The sequence below is a fragment of the Pseudonocardia sp. HH130630-07 genome, from assembly GCF_001698125.1.
Classification (GTDB): Bacteria; Actinomycetota; Actinomycetes; order Mycobacteriales; family Pseudonocardiaceae; genus Pseudonocardia.
This window is the reverse complement of sequence record NZ_CP013854.1, coordinates 353,296-373,047: the sequence shown is the minus strand read 5'-3', so window position 1 is coordinate 373,047 and position 19,752 is coordinate 353,296. Positions and strand designations below refer to the sequence as shown.

17 protein-coding genes and 1 pseudogene are annotated in these 19,752 nt (G+C 74.1%); 7 read left to right on the top strand and 11 right to left on the bottom strand.

Annotation, left to right across the window (positions count from 1 at the left end; all coding sequences use genetic code 11):
* Positions 1-16 precede the first annotated feature (16 nt).
* The gene (locus AFB00_RS01810; protein ID WP_197519718.1) at positions 17-379 is read left to right on the top strand and encodes a hypothetical protein; all 363 of its coding nucleotides are present in this window, start codon (positions 17-19) and stop codon (positions 377-379) included.
* Between the two features lie 16 nt (positions 380-395).
* Here the strand turns inward: AFB00_RS01810 and AFB00_RS01805 are convergent, their stop codons facing one another.
* The 3 genes from AFB00_RS01805 to AFB00_RS01795 all read right to left on the bottom strand — a co-directional run bounded on the left by AFB00_RS01805 (position 396) and on the right by AFB00_RS01795 (position 3,776).
* Positions 396-1,730, bottom strand: a complete 1,335-nt coding sequence (locus AFB00_RS01805) for an MFS transporter (RefSeq protein ID WP_068795758.1) — start codon at positions 1,728-1,730, stop codon at positions 396-398.
* A 62-nt stretch (positions 1,731-1,792) separates the two neighbouring features.
* A complete protein-coding gene (locus AFB00_RS01800) occupies positions 1,793-2,158 on the bottom strand; it encodes a hypothetical protein (protein WP_068795757.1) in 366 nt (121 codons plus the stop codon).
* Between the two features lie 31 nt (positions 2,159-2,189).
* Positions 2,190-3,776 carry an APC family permease gene (locus AFB00_RS01795; RefSeq protein WP_083275182.1) on the bottom strand — a complete coding sequence of 529 codons (1,587 nt, stop codon included), beginning with the start codon at positions 3,774-3,776 and terminating at the stop codon, positions 2,190-2,192.
* Between the two features lie 181 nt (positions 3,777-3,957).
* On the opposite strand from AFB00_RS01795, the gene AFB00_RS01790 reads away from it, so the two are divergent.
* Entirely contained in the window at positions 3,958-4,536 is a 579-nt protein-coding gene (locus AFB00_RS01790; protein WP_068795756.1) for a TetR/AcrR family transcriptional regulator, read from the top strand.
* Between the two features lie 6 nt (positions 4,537-4,542).
* Here AFB00_RS01790 and AFB00_RS01785 read toward each other — a convergent pair whose 3' ends face one another.
* Together AFB00_RS01785 and AFB00_RS01780 are read right to left on the bottom strand one after the other, a co-directional pair.
* Positions 4,543-5,682, bottom strand: a complete 1,140-nt coding sequence (locus AFB00_RS01785; RefSeq protein WP_068795755.1) for a haloacid dehalogenase-like hydrolase — start codon at positions 5,680-5,682, stop codon at positions 4,543-4,545.
* 117 nt (positions 5,683-5,799) lie between these two features.
* A complete protein-coding gene (locus AFB00_RS01780) occupies positions 5,800-6,339 on the bottom strand; it encodes a hypothetical protein (protein WP_068795754.1) in 540 nt (179 codons plus the stop codon).
* A gap of 335 nt (positions 6,340-6,674) precedes the next feature.
* Between AFB00_RS01780 and AFB00_RS01775 the strand changes: the two genes are divergently transcribed.
* From AFB00_RS01775 to AFB00_RS01765, 3 genes are all read left to right on the top strand, one after another.
* Entirely contained in the window at positions 6,675-7,103 is a 429-nt protein-coding gene (locus AFB00_RS01775; protein WP_068795753.1) for a hypothetical protein, read from the top strand.
* 181 nt (positions 7,104-7,284) lie between these two features.
* Complete coding sequence (locus tag AFB00_RS01770; protein ID WP_068795752.1) at positions 7,285-7,596, top strand: hypothetical protein; 312 nt, start codon at positions 7,285-7,287, stop codon at positions 7,594-7,596.
* A 72-nt stretch (positions 7,597-7,668) separates the two neighbouring features.
* Positions 7,669-8,634, top strand: coding sequence for an NADPH:quinone oxidoreductase family protein (locus tag AFB00_RS01765; RefSeq protein WP_068795751.1), 966 nt, complete (start codon positions 7,669-7,671; stop codon positions 8,632-8,634).
* 13 nt (positions 8,635-8,647) lie between these two features.
* Here AFB00_RS01765 and AFB00_RS01760 read toward each other — a convergent pair whose 3' ends face one another.
* From AFB00_RS01760 to AFB00_RS01740, 5 genes are all read right to left on the bottom strand, one after another.
* Positions 8,648-10,372: a hypothetical protein gene (locus tag AFB00_RS01760; protein ID WP_068795750.1), complete on the bottom strand. Its 1,725-nt coding sequence runs from the start codon at positions 10,370-10,372 to the stop codon at positions 8,648-8,650.
* A gap of 336 nt (positions 10,373-10,708) precedes the next feature.
* On the bottom strand, positions 10,709-12,571 hold the full coding sequence (locus AFB00_RS01755; RefSeq protein ID WP_231974163.1) for a BCCT family transporter: 1,863 nt from the start codon (positions 12,569-12,571) through the stop codon (positions 10,709-10,711).
* A 202-nt stretch (positions 12,572-12,773) separates the two neighbouring features.
* Positions 12,774-14,102 (bottom strand): serine hydrolase domain-containing protein, encoded by a 1,329-nt coding sequence (locus AFB00_RS01750; protein ID WP_068795748.1) that lies wholly within the window; start codon positions 14,100-14,102, stop codon positions 12,774-12,776.
* A complete protein-coding gene (locus AFB00_RS01745; RefSeq protein ID WP_068795747.1) occupies positions 14,099-14,926 on the bottom strand; it encodes a DNA/RNA non-specific endonuclease in 828 nt (275 codons plus the stop codon). Before AFB00_RS01745 ends, AFB00_RS01750 begins: the two co-directional genes overlap by 4 nt.
* On the bottom strand, positions 14,923-15,519 hold the full coding sequence (locus AFB00_RS01740; protein WP_083275181.1) for an Lrp/AsnC family transcriptional regulator: 597 nt from the start codon (positions 15,517-15,519) through the stop codon (positions 14,923-14,925). Before AFB00_RS01740 ends, AFB00_RS01745 begins: the two co-directional genes overlap by 4 nt.
* A gap of 139 nt (positions 15,520-15,658) precedes the next feature.
* On the opposite strand from AFB00_RS01740, the gene AFB00_RS01735 reads away from it, so the two are divergent.
* Positions 15,659-17,986: a transketolase-like TK C-terminal-containing protein gene (locus AFB00_RS01735; RefSeq protein ID WP_068795746.1), complete on the top strand. Its 2,328-nt coding sequence runs from the start codon at positions 15,659-15,661 to the stop codon at positions 17,984-17,986.
* A 25-nt stretch (positions 17,987-18,011) separates the two neighbouring features.
* Here the strand turns inward: AFB00_RS01735 and AFB00_RS01730 are convergent, their stop codons facing one another.
* Positions 18,012-18,977, bottom strand: a complete 966-nt coding sequence (locus tag AFB00_RS01730) for a proteasome assembly chaperone family protein (protein WP_068795745.1) — start codon at positions 18,975-18,977, stop codon at positions 18,012-18,014.
* Positions 18,978-19,136: 159 nt separating this feature from the next.
* Between AFB00_RS01730 and AFB00_RS35930 the strand changes: the two are divergent.
* A pseudogene (locus tag AFB00_RS35930) lies at positions 19,137-19,718 on the top strand (MFS transporter); the annotation flags it as partial.
* Positions 19,719-19,752: the final 34 nt, after the last annotated feature.

Genomic DNA, 19,752 nt, shown 5'->3' with positions numbered 1-19,752 from the left:
CGGGTACCGTGCCCGTATGGTGCCGACCGGTTCCCCGCGTACCGGTTCCGCCTGCCCGCCGATGATCGGCTGGGACGTCGGCCTCTCGGTCACGGCGCTGCTCGTGACCGGTGCGCTCGTCGTCGTCGGCGTGGTCGGCGCCGTGCTGGCCTTCCTCGACTACTGCCCGCCGCCGGACTGCAGCTCCGTCCGGTTGCGGGTGGCCGTGGCGGGATCCCTGGCGGTGGCCGTCGCCGCGGGGATCGCCGGTCTGGCGATGACCGTGCTGCGCATCGTCGCGCGCCGGATCTCCTGGCCGTTCGCGCTGGCCACGCTGGTCGTCACGACGACGGCGATCGCCGTCGGGATATCCGGCTACGCGGGGGCCATGGGGTACTGACGGCGCCGGGGCGAGGTCAGCGACGGTCCGCGGCCCGGTCCCGGGCCGAGCGCCGGAAGCCCAGGACGATCAGCGCCGACATCAGCATCATCGCCGCCACCACCCACATCCCGGCCTGCGAGTCGCCGGTGAGGTCGGTCAGCCAGCCGGTCACGAACGGCCCGACGAAGCCGGACAGGTTCCCGAACGAGTTCACCAGGCCGATCCCCGCGGCCGCGCCGAACCCGGTCAGGAACGCGTTGGGCAGTGACCAGAACGGCGGGATCGCGGTGAACACCCCGACCGCGCACACCGTCACGCAGGCCATCACCAGCAGCGGCGACGGCATCGCCAGCGCGGCGGCGATCGCGACCGCCCCGACGACGGCCGGTACCGCGACGTGCAGTGCCCGCTCCCCGGTGCGGTCGGAGTGCCGGGCCCACAGCACCATCGCCACCGACGCGATCGCGTACGGCACGGCGGTGATCAGCCCGACCTCGATCAGCGAGTACTCCGTGCCGAACTGCTCCTGGAAGCCGGCGACGATCTGCGGCAGGAAGAAGGCGAGCACGTAGAGCCCGAAGACGATGCCGAAGTAGACGGCTGCCAGCGCGATCACCCGCACGTCGCGCAGCGCGGCACCGATGCCGCGGTCGTGACCGGCCTGGGCGGCGTCCTCGGCGGCGAGCGTCGCCTCCAGCGCGGTGGCCCGCTCCGGACGCAGCCAGCGGGCGGCGGACGGCCGGTCCGGCAGCAGCCACAGCACGGCGATGCCGAGCAGCACCGCCGGGATGCCCTCGACGAAGAACATGAAGCGCCACCCGGCGTCGAACCCGGGCACCGCGCCGCCCACCTCGATCAGCCAGGTGGACAGCGGGCCGCCGACGACCGAGGACAGCGGGACGGCCAGGAAGAACAACGCCACGATCCGGGCCCGGTCGACCCGGGGGAACCAGTAGGTCAGGTACAGGATGATGCCCGGGAAGAAGCCGGCCTCGGCGATGCCCAGCAGCACCCGGACGACGTAGAACCCGACCTCGCCCTGGATGAACGCCGTCGCCGAGGCGACGATGCCCCAGGTGACCATGATCCGGGCGATCCAGAGCCGGGCGCCGACCCGGTGCAGGATGACGTTCGAGGGCACCTCGAAGAAGAAGTACCCGACGAAGAACAATCCGGCCCCGAGACCGTACGCGGCGGCGGAGAGCCCGAGGTCGGCGTTCATCCGCAGGGCGGCGAAGCCGACGTTGACCCGGTCGATGTAGTTGAGCAGGTACGCCAGGCCGAGCAGCGGGAGCAGCCGCACCGTCGCGGTCCGGACCGCGGCCCGCACCTGCGGGTCCGCCTGGGGCTGTGGCTGTGCCGAGACCATGGTGCGTCCCCCTGTCGTCCCCTGTCGTGGCGGTGTGCCGCACGCAGTCTCGACCAGCCGGGTCAGTCCTTCAACCAGGCGTACGCGGTCTGCCGGGAGATCCCCAGCGCCGAGGCCATCGCGCTGATCTCGCAGCCGGCGCCGCGCCCGGCCCGCAGCAGCTCGCGCTGGCGCCGGCGCAGCTCCTCCAGCTCCTCGCCGGTCGCGCGCATGCGGTCCAGGAGGTCCTCCGCGTCGCCGGAGGTCCGCCGGCGCCCGACGCCCGGGCGGGGCCACGCGCGCACGGCGTCGGCGTCCCACACCCGGCGTCCGTCCCCGGCCGGCCCGTCCTGCGGTGCGGGCGCCTGGCCGCGGCTGACGTAGGAGTTCCAGGTCCCCACCTGCACGCCCCAGTGGGCGGCGCACTCGTCACTGGTCCAGTTCGTCACCCGGTCAGCCTGCCAGCCGGCCGGGGACGGGTCAGCCCTGCCCGGCCGCCGGGTCGAGCCGGGCGGCGTGCTCGGGCAGCGTCCCGATCCGGTGCCGGCCCCGCAGGCCGTACCAGAGCAGGCCGAGCGCGGCGACGGCGCCGATGAACAGGAACGCGACGAAGCGCAGGACGCCCTCGCCGTAGACGTCGGCCCGCGGCCAGGCCAGGTTGACCGCCATCGCCGCGCCCCAGAGCACGGCGAGCACGTTCACCGGGAGTCCGAGCCGGCCGAGCGAGAAGTACCCGGAGTGCGCGGCCGCCGGCCCCGGCCACCGGCCGCGCAGCCGCTGGACCAGCATCGGCACCGTCACCAGCAGGTAGGCGAGGTAGATCATGATGATCGCGACGCTGGTGACCGCGGTGAAGATCTCCGGTGTGCCGATGTTGAGCACCAGGATGAGCACCGAGCCGGCGCCGATCAGCACGGCGGGCAGCACCGGCGTCCGGAACCGGGGGTGGATGCGGGCCAGGCTGGTACCGCCGGGCAGGGCGTTGTCCCGGGCCATCGCGAACATGAGCCGGATCGCCGCGGTGTGCACGGCGAGCGAGCAGACGAGGATGGCGACGACGATCGCCCCGAGGAACACGATGCCGAGCGGACCGCCGAGCACCTGCAGGATGATCAGCTGCAGGCCGCCGGAGCTCTCCCCGAGCGCCGGGTCGGACAGGTCCCGGGCGGCGAGGATGCCGAACAGCAGGATGAGGCCGCCGATCACGAACGAGGCGACGACGGCCCGTAGGATCGCCGTGGGTGCGGTGCGCCGCGGGTCCACCGTCTCCTCGCCGAGCGAGCTCGCGGTGTCGAAGCCGTACATGACGTAGGCCGAGGCGATCGCGGCGAGCAGGAACGCGCCAGCGTACCCGCCGGGCGCGTCCGCCCCGTAGCCCGCGGTCTCGAACAGCACCGTCGGCGGGTTCACCGTGTTCACCGCCAGCACGACGACGATGACGATCGCGGCGATCAGCTCGATGAACACCCCGGTGGAGTTGATCCGCGACATCAGCTTCACGCCGAACGCGTTCACCAGCGTGGTGCCCAGGATGAGGATCGCGCCCCACAGCACGGCGCTGACCCCGAAGTCGTAGTCCCCGGTGCCGTCGCCCCAGAGCTGGAAGCCGGACCAGATCTGCGGCAGCGTGACCTGCATGGCCAGCGCGACCGCGGCCAGCGTCACCACCGACGCGGTGAACATCATCCAGCCGGCCAGCCAGGACACGCCCTGCGGCGCCAGCTGCTTGGACCAGTTGTAGACCGAGCCGGCGACCGGGTAGCGCCCGGCGAGCTCGGCGAAGCACAGCGCCACCATCAGCTGGCCGGCGAACACCATGGGCCAGGACCACCAGTAGGCGGGCCCGCCGCTGCCGAACCCGAAGTAGAACAGCTGGAAGGTCCCGGTGAGGATGGAGATGTAGCTGACGCCCGCGGCGAAGCTGGCGAACCTGCCGATGCTGCGTTCGAGCGTCGCCTGGTAGCCGAACTCGGCCAGCGAGTCGTCCGGGCCGTGGGTACCGCCGGGGCCGGCTCCCGGCGAGCGCGGCGTGGGCGAGGCGGCTGGTCCCGGCTCCGGGCTGCTCATGTGGGAGTCTCCTTCGGTCGGGCCATATGGGCGTTTTAGTACATTTGTACATTTTTCGTGTACAGAGGTACACGGATGGTGGACCAGGGCGGGCTCCCCGTCACTGCCACCGTGTAAGAGCTGTGTGACGCAACGGCGCGAACCGCGCGACGTCGGCACGAAACGGGCAAGGGGTGCGGAGATGGCGGTGGCCGGGCGGCCGGGCAGGCGCGGGCCGAACGATCCCGGGCGTCGCGCCCGGATCGCCGACGCGGCGATCCGGGTCGTCGCGGACAAGGGCCTGCCGGGGCTGACCCACCGGGCCGTCGCGGCGGTCGCCGAGGTCCCGGTCGGGTCGACGACCTATCACTTCACGACGCTGGAGGATCTGCTCGAGGCCGCGTTGCAGGAGGCGTCGCGGCGCAACGTCGAGCAGCTCAGGGACTGGGTGATCGGCCTGCCCGGGGACGCCGACTTCGCCGCGGAGTGGGCCGACCTGGTGGCGGGCCAGCTGGACGCGAGCCGGCGGGCGACGATCGCGGAGTACGACCTCTACGTCGCGGCGCTGCACCACCCGCACCTGCGCTCGGCGAGCGCGGACTGGGACGACGCGCTCGTCGACATCTTCGCCTCGCGCACCGACCCGCTCACCGGCCGGATGCTGGCGGCGCTGTTCTGCGGCCTGGTCCTGCAGGGGTCGCTCGCCGACCCGGCGCCGTCCCGGGAGCAGGTCGAGGCGCTGGCCCGCCGGGCCATCGGCGGCCCGGTCGCGGCGGGCTGAGCCGGGTCACCCCGGCCGCAGCTCCTCCTGGGTCCGCACCAGCCAGCCGCGGTCGGCGTCGACCGGCACGCCTGCGTCGCGCTGCTCCTCGGCCCGGGTGCGCTGCTCCTCGCGCAGGGCGTCCGGGCCGGGTGATCCCTTGTCCACCCAGAGCCGGACGCCCGAGGTCGGGGTCGAGGTGTCGACGCCGAAGAGCATCGCCCAGTCGCTGCTCGCGTCCCCGGCGACCAGTACCGGTGTCCGGTAGGCCGAGATGTGCCGCTCGATCGTCGCCTGCTTGCCCTGGTACCAGGGGTTCTCCACGAGCAGCGGGGTGATGACGCTGCGGTCGTGGACCTCGGCGGGGTAGGCCGGGGTGCCGAAGCTGCCGTCGCTGATCGCGTCGTGCACGTTGCGGACCGCGCCGGTCTGCGGGTCGCGCACGAGGAACTCCACCCCGTACACGTCGGCGGGGGCGAACCCGAGGCCGTGCTCCGGATCGGTCAGCACCGCGCGGGCGATCTCCTCGTTCGCGGCGGTCACCGCCCGGACCGCGATACCGCGCTCGCGCAACCGGTCCAGCAGCGCGCGCTGCTCGGCGAGCACGACCGGTGGGCGGACCTCGTCGCGGACCAGTGCGCCGTCCTCGGCGTAGGTGACCGTGATCGGCCGCCCGTCGGCGATCATGGCCGAGGCCTCGTCGCGCAGCGTGCCGATCGGCACCCCGGAGAACGCGGCCGCGATCCAGTAGTAGCAGGCGTCGTCGCCGAGGGTGTCGCAGATGCGCAGGTAGTAGCCGTAGAGGCTCTCCCCGCCGGCGATCGGGATCGGCTGCAGGACCGGGTCGAGCCGGTCGAAGGCCAGTACCCGGCGCTGGTCGAGCCGGGCGAGCAGGGCCTCGGTCAGGTCGTTGGCCCAGAGCGTGTTGTCGGCGTCGAACACCGCGTAGGCGCCGGGGCCCGCCGCGTCGACGACGGCGTCCAGTTCGGGCCCCCAGGCCGTCGCCGCGGGCCCGGCGGGCGGCGGTGCGCTGCCGGGGGCGTTCGTGCAGGCCACCGGCACGGTCGCCAGGGCCGCGACGACGGCGGCCGCGGCGAGCCGCCGCCCCCGGGTGCGGTGCCGGCCGGTGCGTGGCCCGCGTGGTCCCGTGGTGGTGGACGGTCGCATGCCGCTCCTCGTGGTCGACGGTCGTGGCCGCCGGCGCCTCCGGACCGGCGCGTACATGAGTACATCGAATGCGTACTTCTGTCCACGGAAAAGAGAACGGCCCCGGTCCGGCCGTGGTCAGGGCCGCAGCGCCGTGACCACCCAGCGCAGGCTCGACCGGTCGGTGCAGGTGGCGAGCAGTTCGGCCTGCTCCACGGCCGTCGCGTCGGGACGGCGGGTGTCGAAGAGGTCGTCGATCAGGCCGGGGACGTCCCGGTGCTCCCCGGGCAGCGGCTGCGTCGGGCCGGGCAGGCCGAGCCGGGCGATGAGCAGCCGCAACGTCCGGTACCCGATCACCCGCATGCCCGGTTCGAGCAGCGGCGAGAGGACGCCGGGGGGCGTCACCGGTCCCGGTCCCGGTCCTCCGCCGGGCAGCGTCACGGCGGACACCGCGACGACGCCGCCGTCGAGCAGGGCCCACGCGTCGATCGCCGGCCGGTGGGTCTCGCGGCCCGAGGCGAACGGCAGGTTCTGCCCGGCCAGCCAGCGGCGCACCCGGGGGCGGAGGTCCCAGCGCACGTCGAACACGCCGGCCGTCAGGTCGGACGGGGTGAACACGTCGTCCCAGCGCGGTCCGCCGACGCCGCTGCCCACCCCCGTGTCGGCCTGGATCGCCATCGTCCCGCCCCCCGGCTGCTCGCGGATCCGGCCTGCGGAGCGCGACGCTCGCCGCCGAGGCGTGACCCATGTCACGCCGGACCGGTGCCTCAGAGTACGTGCAGCCGAACGGCGGTACAGCGATGAACCAGCGGTCGTACCCGCAGGGGTGACGGGCCGGCGGGAGCCGCGACGAGCGGCCGGGGACAGGCGTCGGGACGTAGGGTGAGTGACGGTCCGTCACCGCATCGGGTTGCCGGAAAGTGGCGTATGACACGATCGTGCTACTCCACGGCGGCCGGTAACGAGGCAGGATGGCGTCAGCGATCCACAAGTGACGGCGACGTGGAGGCGAGATGAACGGGCAGTTCGACAGCGCACCGGCGGTGCACCCGGGGTTGATCCCGGCCGCGCGCCGCTCGGTCGAGACCCTGCCGTCGGGCCCCGGTGTCGCCGATGCCGACCGCGGCCGGGTGCTGGCCCGGTACGCCCGGCTCATGCGCTCCGGCCGGCCGGAGGTGTGCCGCCCGGGGCGGCGCGAGATGGAGGAGCGCGAGCGCTTCGGTCCCGGTGGCGCCGCCGGCAGCGACGGCAAGGTCATCTACCCGGACCGGGACGCCGCCGAGTGCGCGGCCCGCGAGCTGGAGGCCCTCGGTGGCCGCTCGCAGCGCGCCTACCTGTGCCGGCGTTCCCGGCGCGGGCACTTCCACCTCACCACCGACCAGGTCGCCGAGCGGCGGCGCACGCCGGCCGAGCTCATCCCGCGTCCGCGACGCGGCGACTGAGCCGGACCGCACCACCACCGCACGCCCGGGTGTCCTCGCCGTGACGCCCGGGCGTTCGTCTGTCCGGCATCGGTGTGATGCGTGGCACACGCGGATCGGCTAGCGTGGGTGTGGCGGCGGTCACGGTGACCGCCGCCGAGACGACGCGCACCCACCACGCCGACCCCGGGAGAGCATCGACGTGAACCCGCACCTGCTGGAGCAACGAGTGGCCTCGGTGTCCGGCGGCACCGACCTGGCCGACGACGCGAGGGCCCGGCTCGCCGCCCACAAGGCGACCGCCGACTCCTGCCGTCGCCGCACCGTGGAACGCCGCGCCGAGCTGGAACGGACCCTGTCCGGCGTCGACCGCGGCCGGGACGCCCTGGACCTGATGCTGGAGCTGGACGCGCTGGAACGCGTGCAGGACCGGATCGACCAGCGGTTGTCCGAACTGTGCGAGTCGCTCAGCGAGACGCGCACCCCGCGCTACGGCGACGCGCAGCCCGTCTAGCCCGCCCGCACGCTGCCCGCTCCCGTGATTCGATGGCGGTGACACCGCCGTCGACGGAGCAGGGGAGAGCACGTGCGCGCAGTGCAGGTCGTCGAGTTGGAGGGGCCCTCAGCGGTCCGGTTGAACGAGGTGGACCCGCCGGTCCGCGGTGACGGCGAGGTCCTCGTCGACGTCGCGGCGGCCGGGGTCAACTTCCCGGACGTCCTCATGACCCGCGGGCTCTACCAGATCCGGCCGGAGCCGCCGTTCGTGCTGGGCTCGGAGTGCGCGGGCACGGTGCGCGAGGCCGGGCCGGACAGCGGCCTCGCCCCGGGCGACCGGGTCGCCGCGTTCGCCCTGTCCGGGATGTTCGGCGAGATCGTGTCGGTACCCGAGGGCTCCGTGCTGCCGCTGCCCGACGAGGTCGGGTTCGCGGCCGGTGCGTGCCTGCCGATGAACTACCTGACCGCGCACTTCACGCTGGTCACCCGGGGCGGGCTGCAGCCGGGGGAGACGGTGCTGGTGCACGGGGCCGCCGGCGGGATCGGTACCGCGGTGATCCAGCTGGCCGCCGCGCTGGGGGCCACGGTCATCGGTGTCACCTCGACCGAGGCGAAGGCCGAGGTGGCCCGGCGGGCCGGTGCCGCGCACGCCGTCGGCGTCGAGGGGTTCAAGGACGCCGTCCGGGAGCTCACCGGCGGGGCCGGCGTCGACATGGTCGTCGACCCGGTCGGCGGTGACCGGTTCACCGACTCGTTGCGCAGCCTCGCCCCGCTGGGCCGGGTGATGGTCGTCGGCTTCACGGCGGGCGAGATCCCGACCGTGAAGGTGAACCGGCTGCTGCTGGGCAACACCGACGTCCGCGGCGTCGGCTGGGGCGCCTACGCCCTGGACCGGGACGGGTTCACCCGGGCCGGGTGGGACGCGTTGCTCCCGCACCTGCGTTCGGGTGCGCTCGATCCCGTCGTCAGCGAGCGGTTCGCGCTCGACGAGGCCCCGACGGCGCTGGCCCGGATCGACGAGCGCACGGTCACCGGGAAGGTCGTCCTGCAGATGTGACCGGGCGCGGGCCTCAGCCCGCGGGCTCGAGATTGTGCCGCACGGCCGACCGCGGGTGCGGTGCCGCGGCCCGGCCCCCCGCCGGGTCCCGCAGGGCCGGCGGGCGGCCGGATCCGGCCGGACCCGCCTCGGCGAGGTGGAGCCGGTGCCGCGCCGCCACGGCCCGGCCGGCCGGGCCGGTCGCGGCCAGCGCGTGCATCGCCAGGACCCGGTGCGCGGGGACCTCGCAGCGGCGCAGGAACCGGTCGAGCTCGCGGACCGCGGCCCCGGGCTCCCGGGCCTGCGCCCAGGCGGCCAGCTCCGTCTCGGCGACCTCACGCCGGACGCCGGCCATCCGGACGCAGACGTACTCCAGGTCCTCCTCGGCCAGCTCGCCGGGTGCGGGGACGTGCATGCCCTGCTCCAGCAGGTACTCGTGCACGGCCCAGAGCCCCATCGGGGTGAGCGCGACGACCGTCGGGTCCGGATCGTCGCGGTGCGCCACCTGCGAGAGGTCGTCCAGCTCGTCGGCGTCGAGCGTCTCGCTCAGCTCGATCGCGCCGAGCAGCTCGCAGGCGTCGAGCAACGCGGTCACGTCGCGGCGCCAGAGCCGCTGCTCGACGTCGCCCGCGAGGTCGTCGACCACGCAGCCGGCGTCGTCGTTGACGGTGTCGCGGACCTGGCGGTGGAAGTGCTCCAGCGGGACGGGGCCGCCACCGGCGGCGTAGAGCCCGACCCAGAGCATCGGGAACGCCTCGGACATCGACATGCCGAACAGCGAGGGCGCTCCGAAGACGTCGGTGCCACCGAGGTTGTCGCCCAGGCGGCCGACCGACTCGAACACCCGTCGCCACAGCTCGATCGGCCGGTTCAGCAACGGGCCCGCGGTCTTGACCGGCAGCAGCCGGCCCCGGACCACGCGGACCAGGCGGGCGGCCCGCGCCCACCGCAGCAGCAACGAGACCTCGGGCAGGTCGTCGCTGGTGCGGGCGGTCTCCCGGTAGAGGTGGTCGAGCTGCAGGTGGGCGGCGAGATCGAGGGCGTCCGCGCGATCGAGACGGCCGTCGGAGGTCAGCCTCCGCCCGGCCCGGACCCAGACGGTCAGCTTGCGCAACTGGTCCAGCGCGTCGGAGCGCTCGGCGGCCTCCACGAGCGCGGCGGCGCCGGGCATCGGCACCGGCGGCAGCTCCGGGCTCCACTCGGGGCGCGCGGGGCGCTCGGCGTCCCGGCGCATGATCTCGGCGAGCGCGAGCCGGTCGACGTCGGCCTCGCCGGTCCCCGCCCGGTCCAGGAAGCGCTGCACGGCCGACGGGTCCGCCGGGTCCACCCCGTTGCGGTGGAGCTGCACGCCCCAGAACTTGCCGAGGTCGTAGTTGCGCTCGTCGGCCAGGCCGTCGTGCAACGCGGGGGTGGAGTCGAGCACCTGGCGGTGCAGCGCGTCCGCCGGGGCGGACTGCGGATCGAACCAGTCGTGCTCGGTGAGGAAGTCGATGAGGGCGTGGAACGCCGGTGCGACGTCGTCCGGTTCCAGCACCGTCACCTTGCGGGGGAACCACATACCGAGTGCGTCGGCGACGTGGGCGCGGGTCCACCGGCCCAGCCGGCGGTCCCGGGCGTACTTGTAGTCGACGGCCGCCGCGACCAGCGCGGTGTCGACCTCGACGCGGCGACGCCGCGCCCAGACGAGGAACTGCTCCAGCAGGCGGCTCCGGGCCTCGGCGTACCCCTGGTCGTCCCCGGGGGTGAACACGAGACGCATTCGACCCACTGTGTCAGGTCCCTCCATCCGATCGGTCAGGGGGTGGTGATCCACTACCGGCTTCCGTCCCCGGTGCCGCCACCCGTGATGATCTCCCGCGCGGGCGGGCCCCCGGACACCGGGAGCCCCTGTGGTGCAACGAGCGGGACGGGCGCGGGTCACTCCCCACCACTCACCGTGCGTCGACGCCGTGTCACCGCCCGTCCGGGTCCGTCCACTGCTCCCCGGCGTGTCCCGCACCGCCGGGTGCCGGTCCGGGAGCACCCGTACCGACGACGGCGGCCGGGCATCCCCGCAGGGATACCCGGCCGCCGTGTCTGCTGCGGACGCTACCGGTCAGTCGCCGCCGACCGGGCTGTCCTTGCGGGCCGGAGCGGCCCCGTCGCCGGTGCTCCCGGCCGGGCCCGCGTCCTTGTCCCCGGAGTCCGTCCCGTCGGACTCCTCGGACGCCGACGGGCCCTCGCCCGGCTCGGTCATCGTGTAACCGGGGCCGGTACCGGGACCGTTGGCGTACCCGTTGTCGGACGGCTCCTCGGAGTAGTCCTTCGGGAACACGCCGACCTTCACGTAGAAGTCGTCGCCGTGCTTGTCGGTGGCCCAGTCCACCGCCTGCTCGATGACCTCGGCGCCCTTCAGCTCGCGCAGGATCACCGGGTCACGGCGGAGGTCCTTGTACAGCGCGAAGCACAGCAGCACCATGATCACCACGAACGGCGCGGCGACCAGGATCGTCAGGTTCTGGATCCCGTCGAGTGCGTTCTCCCCGCCGGTGACGAGCATCAGCACGGCGACCGCACCCATGACCGAACCCCAGAAGATCACCACCCAGCGGCTGGGCTCGATGGTGCCGCGCTGGGACAGCGTGCCCATGACGATGGACGCGGCGTCGGCGCCGGAGACGAAGAAGATCGCCACCAGCAGCATGACCAGCAGGCCGGTGAAGGTCGCCCACGGGTAGGCGGCCAGCATCTGGAACAGCTGGACGTTGGAGTCGTCGGAGAACTCGGTGGTGTTCTGCTGGACCTGGGTGATGGCGGTGCCGCCGTACACGCAGAACCAGACCAGCGAGACCAGGCTCGGGGCGAGGATGACGCCGCCGACGAACTCCCGGATGGTGCGGCCCCGGGAGATCCGGGCCAGGAACATCCCGACGAACGGCGTCCAGGAGATCCACCAGGCCCAGTAGAAGACCGTCCAGCCGGAGAGCCACTCGAGCATGGGCTCGCCGCCGACGGCCTCGGTGCGGCCGACCATCTCGAAGAACTGCGAGAAATAGGCACCGATGGTGGTCGGGATCAGGTCGAGGATGATCACCGTCGGGCCGACGACGAATACGAACACGGTGAGCAGCGCGGCGAGCACCATGTTGGTGTTGGACAGCCACTGGATGCCGCGGGCGACGCCGGAGACCGCCGAGAGGACGAACGCGGCGGTGAGCACGACGATGACGGCGGCGAGGACGGGGGCGCCGACCTGGCCGTCGACCCAGCCGACGGTCTGCATGCCGCCGCCGATCTGGTAGGCGCCGAAGCCGAGTGAGGCGGCGGAGCCGAACAGGGTGGCGAAGATGGCGAGGATGTCGATGGTCCTGCCGACGCCGCCCTCGGCGGCGCGCCTGCCGATGAGCGGGACGAAGGCCTGGCTGATGAGCTGGCGGCGGCCCTTGCGGAAGGTGGAGTAGGCGATGGCGAGGCCGACGACGGCGTAGATCGCCCACGGGTGCAGGGTCCAGTGGAACAGCGAGGTCGCCATCGACACCTGCAGCGCGGCGATCGACTCCGGCTCGGCGGAGCCGGGCGGCGGCGAGGTGAAGAAGGTGAGCGGTTCGTTCACGCCGAAGAACATGAGCCCGATGCCCATGCCGGCGGAGAACATCATCGCGATCCAGGAGACCGTGCGGAACTCGGGCTTCTCGTCGTCGGTGCCGAGCTTGATCCGGCCGAACTTGCTGAACGCGAGGAACAGCGCGAACGCGACGAAACCGGTCGCGGCGAGGATGAAGCCCCACCCGCCGCCGCGCATCAGCCCGTCGAGCATGGCGCTCGACGCGGCGCCCAGGCTGTCGGGGGAGATGAGCCCCCACAGCAGGAAGAGTGCGGCGACGGCCGCGCCCACCCCGAAGATCGTCCAGTCGGTACGTGACCGACCGCCCGCGGCTCCGGCCTCGCCGGACTCCGCTCGTGGTTCAGCCTGTGTCATGACAGGTCACGCCCCTACGGACGCTTCCCCCCTCCGGTAGAGCAACGGTCATGCGTGCGCACGTCGTTGCGGGGAGTGTAGGTAAACCCCCCGACGGTGTCGTGACGGAGTGGACCACGCAGAACGGTCATTGCAGGTCAGAGCGGTGCACACCTCTGTTGCGATTCGGTATCGCCGCGCATGGAGTCTGATATGTCCGATTTTACGGACGCCAGCCCGCCTCGTCGACGCCGCCCGGTACCGGCGCCTGCGCCGGGTACGGCGTCCGGGTGAAGACGAACGAGGCCAGCCACAGGTGGTCGGTGGCGATCCGCAGCGTCTCCCCGGCGAAGTAGCCGTCGAGGCCGATCCAGCTGCCGTCCGGGCCCGGGCGGAACCGGGAGGCCCGCCCCGGCCGGCCGAGCCCGCCGAGGTGCAGCAGCCCGCCCGGCACCGCCCGCAGCGCGTAGGGCGACGGGCCCCAGAACCACGGTCCGAGCAGCGCCGGGTCGACCGGCGACGGCTCGGGCGCCCAGGCGTCGACGATCCGCGGCTCGGCCGCGCGCAGGTCGGCGAGCAGCCGGGCCGCGAGACCGGAGTCCAGGCCCGCCGTGGTGTTGCCCAGCGCCAGCGCGCCGGTGCCCTCGGCACGGTCGACCCAGAGCCCGGCGAGGAAGCCCGGCATCGAGCCGCCGTGCCCGACGAGCGTGGCGTCCTCGACCCGCAGCACCTGGACACCGAGGCCGTACCCGGCCCAGACCGGCGACGACGAGTCGATGCCCGCGGGCAGCGTCATCTCCTCGACGGTCTCGGGCGCGAGCACCGGGCCGGAGTCACCGAGCAGGAACGCGCCGAGCCGGGCCAGGTCGCGGGCGGTGCACCAGAGCTGCCCGGCCGGCGCCATAACCCCGGCGTCGTGCTCCGGCTCGGGCAGGGTCAGCTCGGCCCACGGGTGCACGGCGAGCCCGGCCGCGGCCGGGGCCTGCGGGCGCGGCGAGGTGCGGGTCATGCCCAGCGGCAGCAGCACCTCGTCCCGCGCGACGGTGGACCACGGCGCGCCGCGGCGGCGGGCGACCAGCTCGCCGAGCAGCCCGAAGCCGAGGTTGGAGTAGTGGAACCGGCGGGCGGCGGGGAGCACCCGGTCGGCGTCGGACAGGCCCAGCTCCTCCAGGGATCCGCCGGGTGCGCGTTCCCACCACTGACCGGGGCTCTCCGAGCCGGCGCCGGCGAGGTGCGCGAGGAGCTGGCCGATCGTGCGGTCGCCGAGCGGGGTGCCGGGCAGGTGCCGTTCCAGGCGGTCGTCGAGGTCGAGCAGCCCCTCGTCACGCAGCCGCAGCACGGTGACCGCGCAGACGGTCTTGGTGATCGAGCCGATCCGGTACTGGACGTCGTCGGTCCCGGCGCCGGCCGGCAGCGCGCCCCGGCCGGCGTGCCAGGCCAGGCCGCCGTCCCGGACGACGCCCGCGACCAGGGACGGGACCCGCCCGTCGCGCTGGGCGCGGGCGACGCGGGCGAGCAGGACGCGCTGGGTGCTGGGGAGCAGGTCGGTCACTCCCCGGACCGTAGTCGTGCGCTCTTCAGCCCGGTGATGTCCGCGTAGGAGCGCAGGCGCACCGCGCGGCCGGCCGTCGCCGCGGGCACCGGTTCCGGGACGGCCATCCGGTCCGCGGCGAGCAGCGGGCCGAGATCGAGACCGGTCAGCTCGGCGATCCGGGCGACCGGGACCTGGAAGGTCCGGAACGGCCCGAGCGGCGGCGGTTCCGGATCGGCCTGCAGGTCACCGAGCTGCGGGGTCTGGTCGAGCAGGTAGCCGGTGGTGCCGAGCGCGCCACCGGTGCGGAACCCGCCGATCTTCCAGAACGCCCGCGGCACGCGCAGCCCCCGGTACTCCGGGTCGTCGGCGGCCAGCACCGGGCCGGTGAACACAGCGAGCCTGCGGTCGTGGTCGCCCGCGTTGTCCAGCAGGTAGTCCTCCAGGCCCAGCCACAGCTCGCGGTCCTGGTTGAACGACGACGCCTGCGGGGCCGCGTTGGTGTAGTGGAAGGTGTCGGAGTTGGCCCGTTCCGCCTCGGCGGGGTCGCCCCACACCGGGTCGGCCCGCCGCACCAGGTGCCCGCGGTCGAGGTCGTTGCCGGAGTAGATCTCCGGCCCGGCCTGCTGCTCCGCGGGCAGGCGGTCGTCGAGCCGCCAGTCGTCGGACCGCTCCAGGTCGCGCAGGGACGCGCCGTCGATCGCGACGGCGGTGGCCGCGGCGAGCCGGCGGTCCGGCCGGTGCAGGGTCGAGAAGTGGGTGTAGTCCAGCCGCACCGTCGCGACGCCGGGGGCGGCGGGCATCGGTGCCGGGACACCGAGGAAGTCCGCGTCGTAACCGCTCATCGGGGCGACCGTAGGCGACCCGGGTGAACGGCGCCCTGCGCCAGCCTGCGCAGCAGGGGGGCGGTGCGGAAACCGACGAGTGAACGCATCACCAGCGACGTCGAGGTCCGCTCCACCCCGGGGATCGCGAGCAGGGCGCCGGCGATCCGGTAGAGGTCGTCGGCGTCGGCGGCCACCAGGTGCACCAGCAGGTCCTCGTCGCTGGAGATGCCGTGCACCTCCAGCACCTCCGGGACCCGGTCCAGCGCGTCCGCGACCGCGGTCAGCTCACGCTGCACCACCCGGACCATGACGAACGCCGCCAGCGGGTAGCCCAGCACGACCGGATCGACCCGCCGCTCGAAGGGCGCCAGCGCGCCGAGCCGGTCGAGCCGGGCCAGCCGGGCCTGCACGGTGTTGCGGGACAGCCCGATCCGCTCGGCCAGCGCGAGGACCGGCGCGCGCGGGTCCTCGGCGAGCGCGAGCAGGAGCCGCGCGTCGTGGCCGTCGAGGTCGCCCCGCGGCGGCGCGTGCCGGTCACCGGCGGGGCCGGCCCGGTCGCTGCCGCCGGTACCGCCGGCGGGGCCGGCATCGTCGTCGTCGCCGGTGCGCACTCTGCTCGCCTCTCGTCGTGGGGACCGCTCCGTGTTGCACAGTCTGCCCGGTACCGAGCGGATCGGTTGTGCAGACGTCGTAGGTGGTGGTGGGCTGGCGGTGCAACCTGCGCCGCGGCGACGAAGCTGGAGACCCCGCATGAGCACGGCCCCCGCCGACACCCCGATCCCGGCCGACGACCGGGAGGTGCTCGCCGAGATCGAGCGGCGGGTGCTCTGGCTGTCCACCGCGATCATCGACGCGGCGAACCGCCGGGGGGACCCGAGCGGGCTGAAGGTGGGCGGGCACCAGGCGTCGTCCGCCTCGCTGGTCACGATCATGACGGCGCTCTGGTTCGGGCACCTGCGCCCGGAGGACCGGGTGTCGGTCAAGCCGCACGCGTCGCCGGTGCTGCACGCGATCAACCACCTGCTCGGCGAGCTGGACGAGTCCTACCTGGGCACGCTGCGGGGGTTCGGCGGGCTGCAGTCCTACCCGTCACGGTCCAAGGACCCCGATCCGGTCGACTACTCCACCGGCTCGGTCGGCATCGGCGCGACGGCCCCGATCTGGGGCGCGCTGGCCCGCCGGTACGTCTCGGCCCACTTCGGCGGTGCCGACGGCGCGCACGGCCGGCAGTACTCGCTGGTCGGTGACGCCGAGCTGGACGAGGGCGCGGTCTGGGAGGCGATCCTGGACCCGATGGTCGCCGAGCTCGGCGAGGTCGTGTGGGTCGTCGACCTCAACCGGCAGTCGCTCGACCGGGTCGTGCCCACCATCGGGACGCCCCGGATCGAGGGCATGTTCGCCGCGGCCGGCTGGCAGGTGCTCACCGTCAAGTACGGGCGGCTGCTGCACGAGCTCTTCGCCCGCCCCGGCGGCGAGGCGTTGCGCACCCGGATCGACACCATGGGCAACCCGGAGTACCAGCGGCTGCTGCGCTGCGACGCCGCCGAGGTCCGGGACCGGCTCCCGGACGGCGACGCCGGACTGGCCGAGCTGGTCGCCACGCTGGACGACGCGACGCTGCTCGCCGCGCTGCGCAACCTGGGCGGCCACGACATCGACGCGCTCTCCGAGGCGTTCGGGCGGATCGACGACGGGCGCCCCACGGTCGTACTGGCCTACACCGTGAAGGGCCACGGCCTGGCCAGCGCGGGGCACCCGCAGAACCACGGCTCGATCCTCGACGCCGCGCAGCTGCGCGAGCTGGCGGCCGCAGTCGGCGCGGACGCCGAGGACCCCTGGCGGCCGCTCCCGGAGGGCTCGCCGGCGGCCCGCCGCTGCGCGGAGACGGCCCGCCTGCTGCACCGCGACCCGGTGGTGACCCCGCAGGTCCCGGAGCTGCCCACCGACATCGGCCGGACCCCGTCCGGCCGGGCCACCACGCAGGCGGCGCTCGGCCGGGCGTTGCTCGACCTGACCCGGGAGGCGCCCGGTGCGGCGGGCCGGGTGGTGACGCTGTGCCCGGACGTGTCGTCGTCGACGAACCTCGGCGGCTGGGTCAACAAGGTGGGCGTCTGGTCGACGGCCGAGCGCCGGGACTGGTTCGACGACGATCCCGAGACGATCCTGCACTGGCGCGAGCGCCCGACCGGCCAGCACCTGGAGCTGGGCATCGCCGAGGGCAACCTGGTGGGCGCGCTCGGCGAGCTGGGCGCGACCTGGTCGCGCTGGGGCGAGCCGCTGCTGCCGATCGGGGTGCTCTACGACCCGTTCGTCGAGCGCGCGCTGGAGCCGTGGTCGTTCGGCATCTACGCCGGCGGCCAGTCCATCCTGGTGGGGACACCGTCCGGGGTGTCGCTGGCCGCCGAGGGCGGGGCGCACCAGTCGATCACGACGCCGTCGGTCGGGCTGGAACAGCCGGGGTGCGTGACCTACGAGCCGGCGTTCGCGATCGACGTCGAGTGGACCCTGCTGGCGTCGCTGGCCCGGCTGGGCCGCCCGGACGGGACGTCGGCGTACCTGCGGCTCTCGACCCGTCCGGTGGACCAGACGCTCGCCGCGATCCCGGCGGACCCGGCCGCCCGGGAGCGGCGCCGCCGCCAGGTCGTCGCCGGCGCCTACCCGCTGCGCCGTGCCGCGGGTGCTCCGGACCTGACGATCGCGGCGATGGGCCCGCTGCTGACCGAGGCGCTCGCCGCGGCCGACCGGCTGACGGCGGACGGGCACGCCGTCGACGTCGTCTGCGTGACGGCTCCCGGGCTGCTGTTCGACGCCGTCCAGGCCCGGGCCGGGCGCCCGGCCCGGCCGCAGGCACAGCCGTGGGTCCTGGAGTCGGCGTTCCCGGCCCGCCGGGCGGCGCCGCTCCTCACCCTGCTCGACGGGCACCCGCACACGCTGGCGTTCCTGGCCGGGATCAACCGGGTGCCGGCCGCACATCTCGGGGTGTCCCGGTTCGGCCAGTCCGGGGACCTCGCGTCGGTGTACGCCCACCACGGCCTCGACGCCGACGCCGTGGTGTCCGCCGCCCTCGACCTGCTCTGATCGCCGCCGAGGGCGGCGGGCCCGGTCAGGCCGGCGCGGGCGGCTCGTGCGGCGGCTCGTCGTCGCGCCCGGACTTGCCGCCGGGCTTGTCGTCGCCGCCCGCGGCGAGGAACCGCTCGAACTCGGCGGCCAGCTCGTCGCCGCTGGGCAGCTCGCCGCCGTCCAGCCCGTCGGTCAGGTCCCCGGACTCGCGGGCCGCGGCCACCTGGTCGTACTGCTCCTCGAGGGCCTTCACCACCTGCGTGACCTCGTCGGACTCCGCCATCTGCTCGGAGATCTCGGTGTCCGCCTGCTCGGCGGCCCTGGTCAGCGTCTCGGTGGGCAGGTACAGGCCGGCGGCGAGACCGGCGTGGTCCAGCAGCACCCGGGCGGCCTGCGGGTAGGCCGAGCGCGCCAGGTAGTGCGGGACGTGCACGGCGAAGCCCATCGCGTCCTGCCCGGCCTGGCCGAGCCGGTACTCCAGCAGCGCCGCGGCGCTGCCCGGGACGTCCGCGCTGGCGAACCAGGGGGAGTGGCCCTCGACGAGCTCGGACCGCGTCGCGTGCGCCGTGACGCCGATCGGGCGGGTGTGCGGGACGGCCATCGGGATGCCCTGCAGGGTGACCACCAGCCGGATCCCCAGCTGTTCGACGAGCAGGCCGACCGCGGCGACGAACCGCTCCCACTGGCTGTCCGGTTCCGGCCCCGCGAGCAGCAGGTAGCTGGTCTCCCCGGTGTCGGTCAGCGCGACGACGTCCAGCGTCGGCGGGTCGAAGTCGGCCCAGTGGTCGGTCTCGAAGCGCAGCGGGGGGCGGCGGGACCGGTAGTCGATGAGCTGGTCGACGTCGAAGGACGCGACCGGCGTCGTCTCGCGTTCGTCGGTGAGCGCCCCGACCGCGAGCGCCCCGGCGCTGCCGGCGTCGACGAACCCGTCCAGCACGACGACGAGCACCGGCTCGTCGAGCCGTGGTGCGGACGGGTCGACCTGGTAGAGCTGTGCGGGATCGAGCACCGGCGTCCTCCGTGTCGTGGCGTGCCCGCCGACCCTATCCGGCGGTGCACCGTCCCCGCCCGGTGCTCGGCCCGGGCGCGCGGTGTGACCCGCGTCGGTGTGAGCCGCGTCGGTGACGGGCCCGTGCGGCGGCCGGGTCGTGGAGCATGGGGTTCCGTCATGCACACGTCGCAGCGCGCCTACCTCGTCTGGTCAGCCGGTCTCGTCGCCTACACGGTCGCGGTGCTGCACCGCAGCTCGTTCGGTGTGGCCGGGCTGGACGCGGCGGACCGGTTCGACGCGTCGCCGACGGTGCTCGCCGGCTTCCTCGTGCTCCAGCTGCTCGTCTACGCGCTGCTGCAGGTCCCGGTCGGGCTGCTGCTCGACCGGTTCGGGGCGCGCGCGATGGTGCTGACCGGTGCGCTGACCATGACGGCCGCGCAGGTCATGGTGGCGTTGGCGACCTCGTTGCCGCTGGCGGTGGCGGCCCGGGTGCTGGTGGGCGTCGGTGACGCGCTGACCTTCATCTCGGTGCTGTCGGTCCTGTCGGTGTGGTTCCCGGCCCGTCGCGTGCCACTGATGACGCAGCTGACGGCGTTGCTCGGTCAGTTCGGGCAGGTGCTGTCCGCGGTGCCGCTCGCGACCGTCCTGCACGGCTGGGGCTGGGGTCCCGCGTTCCTCGCCGCCGCCGGCACCGGGGTGATCGCCGCGGTCGCGGTGCTCGCCGGGTTCCGGAACCGGCCGCCCGGCGCGCCGCCGCCGGCCGCGGCGATGAGCCCGCGCGAGGTGCTCGACG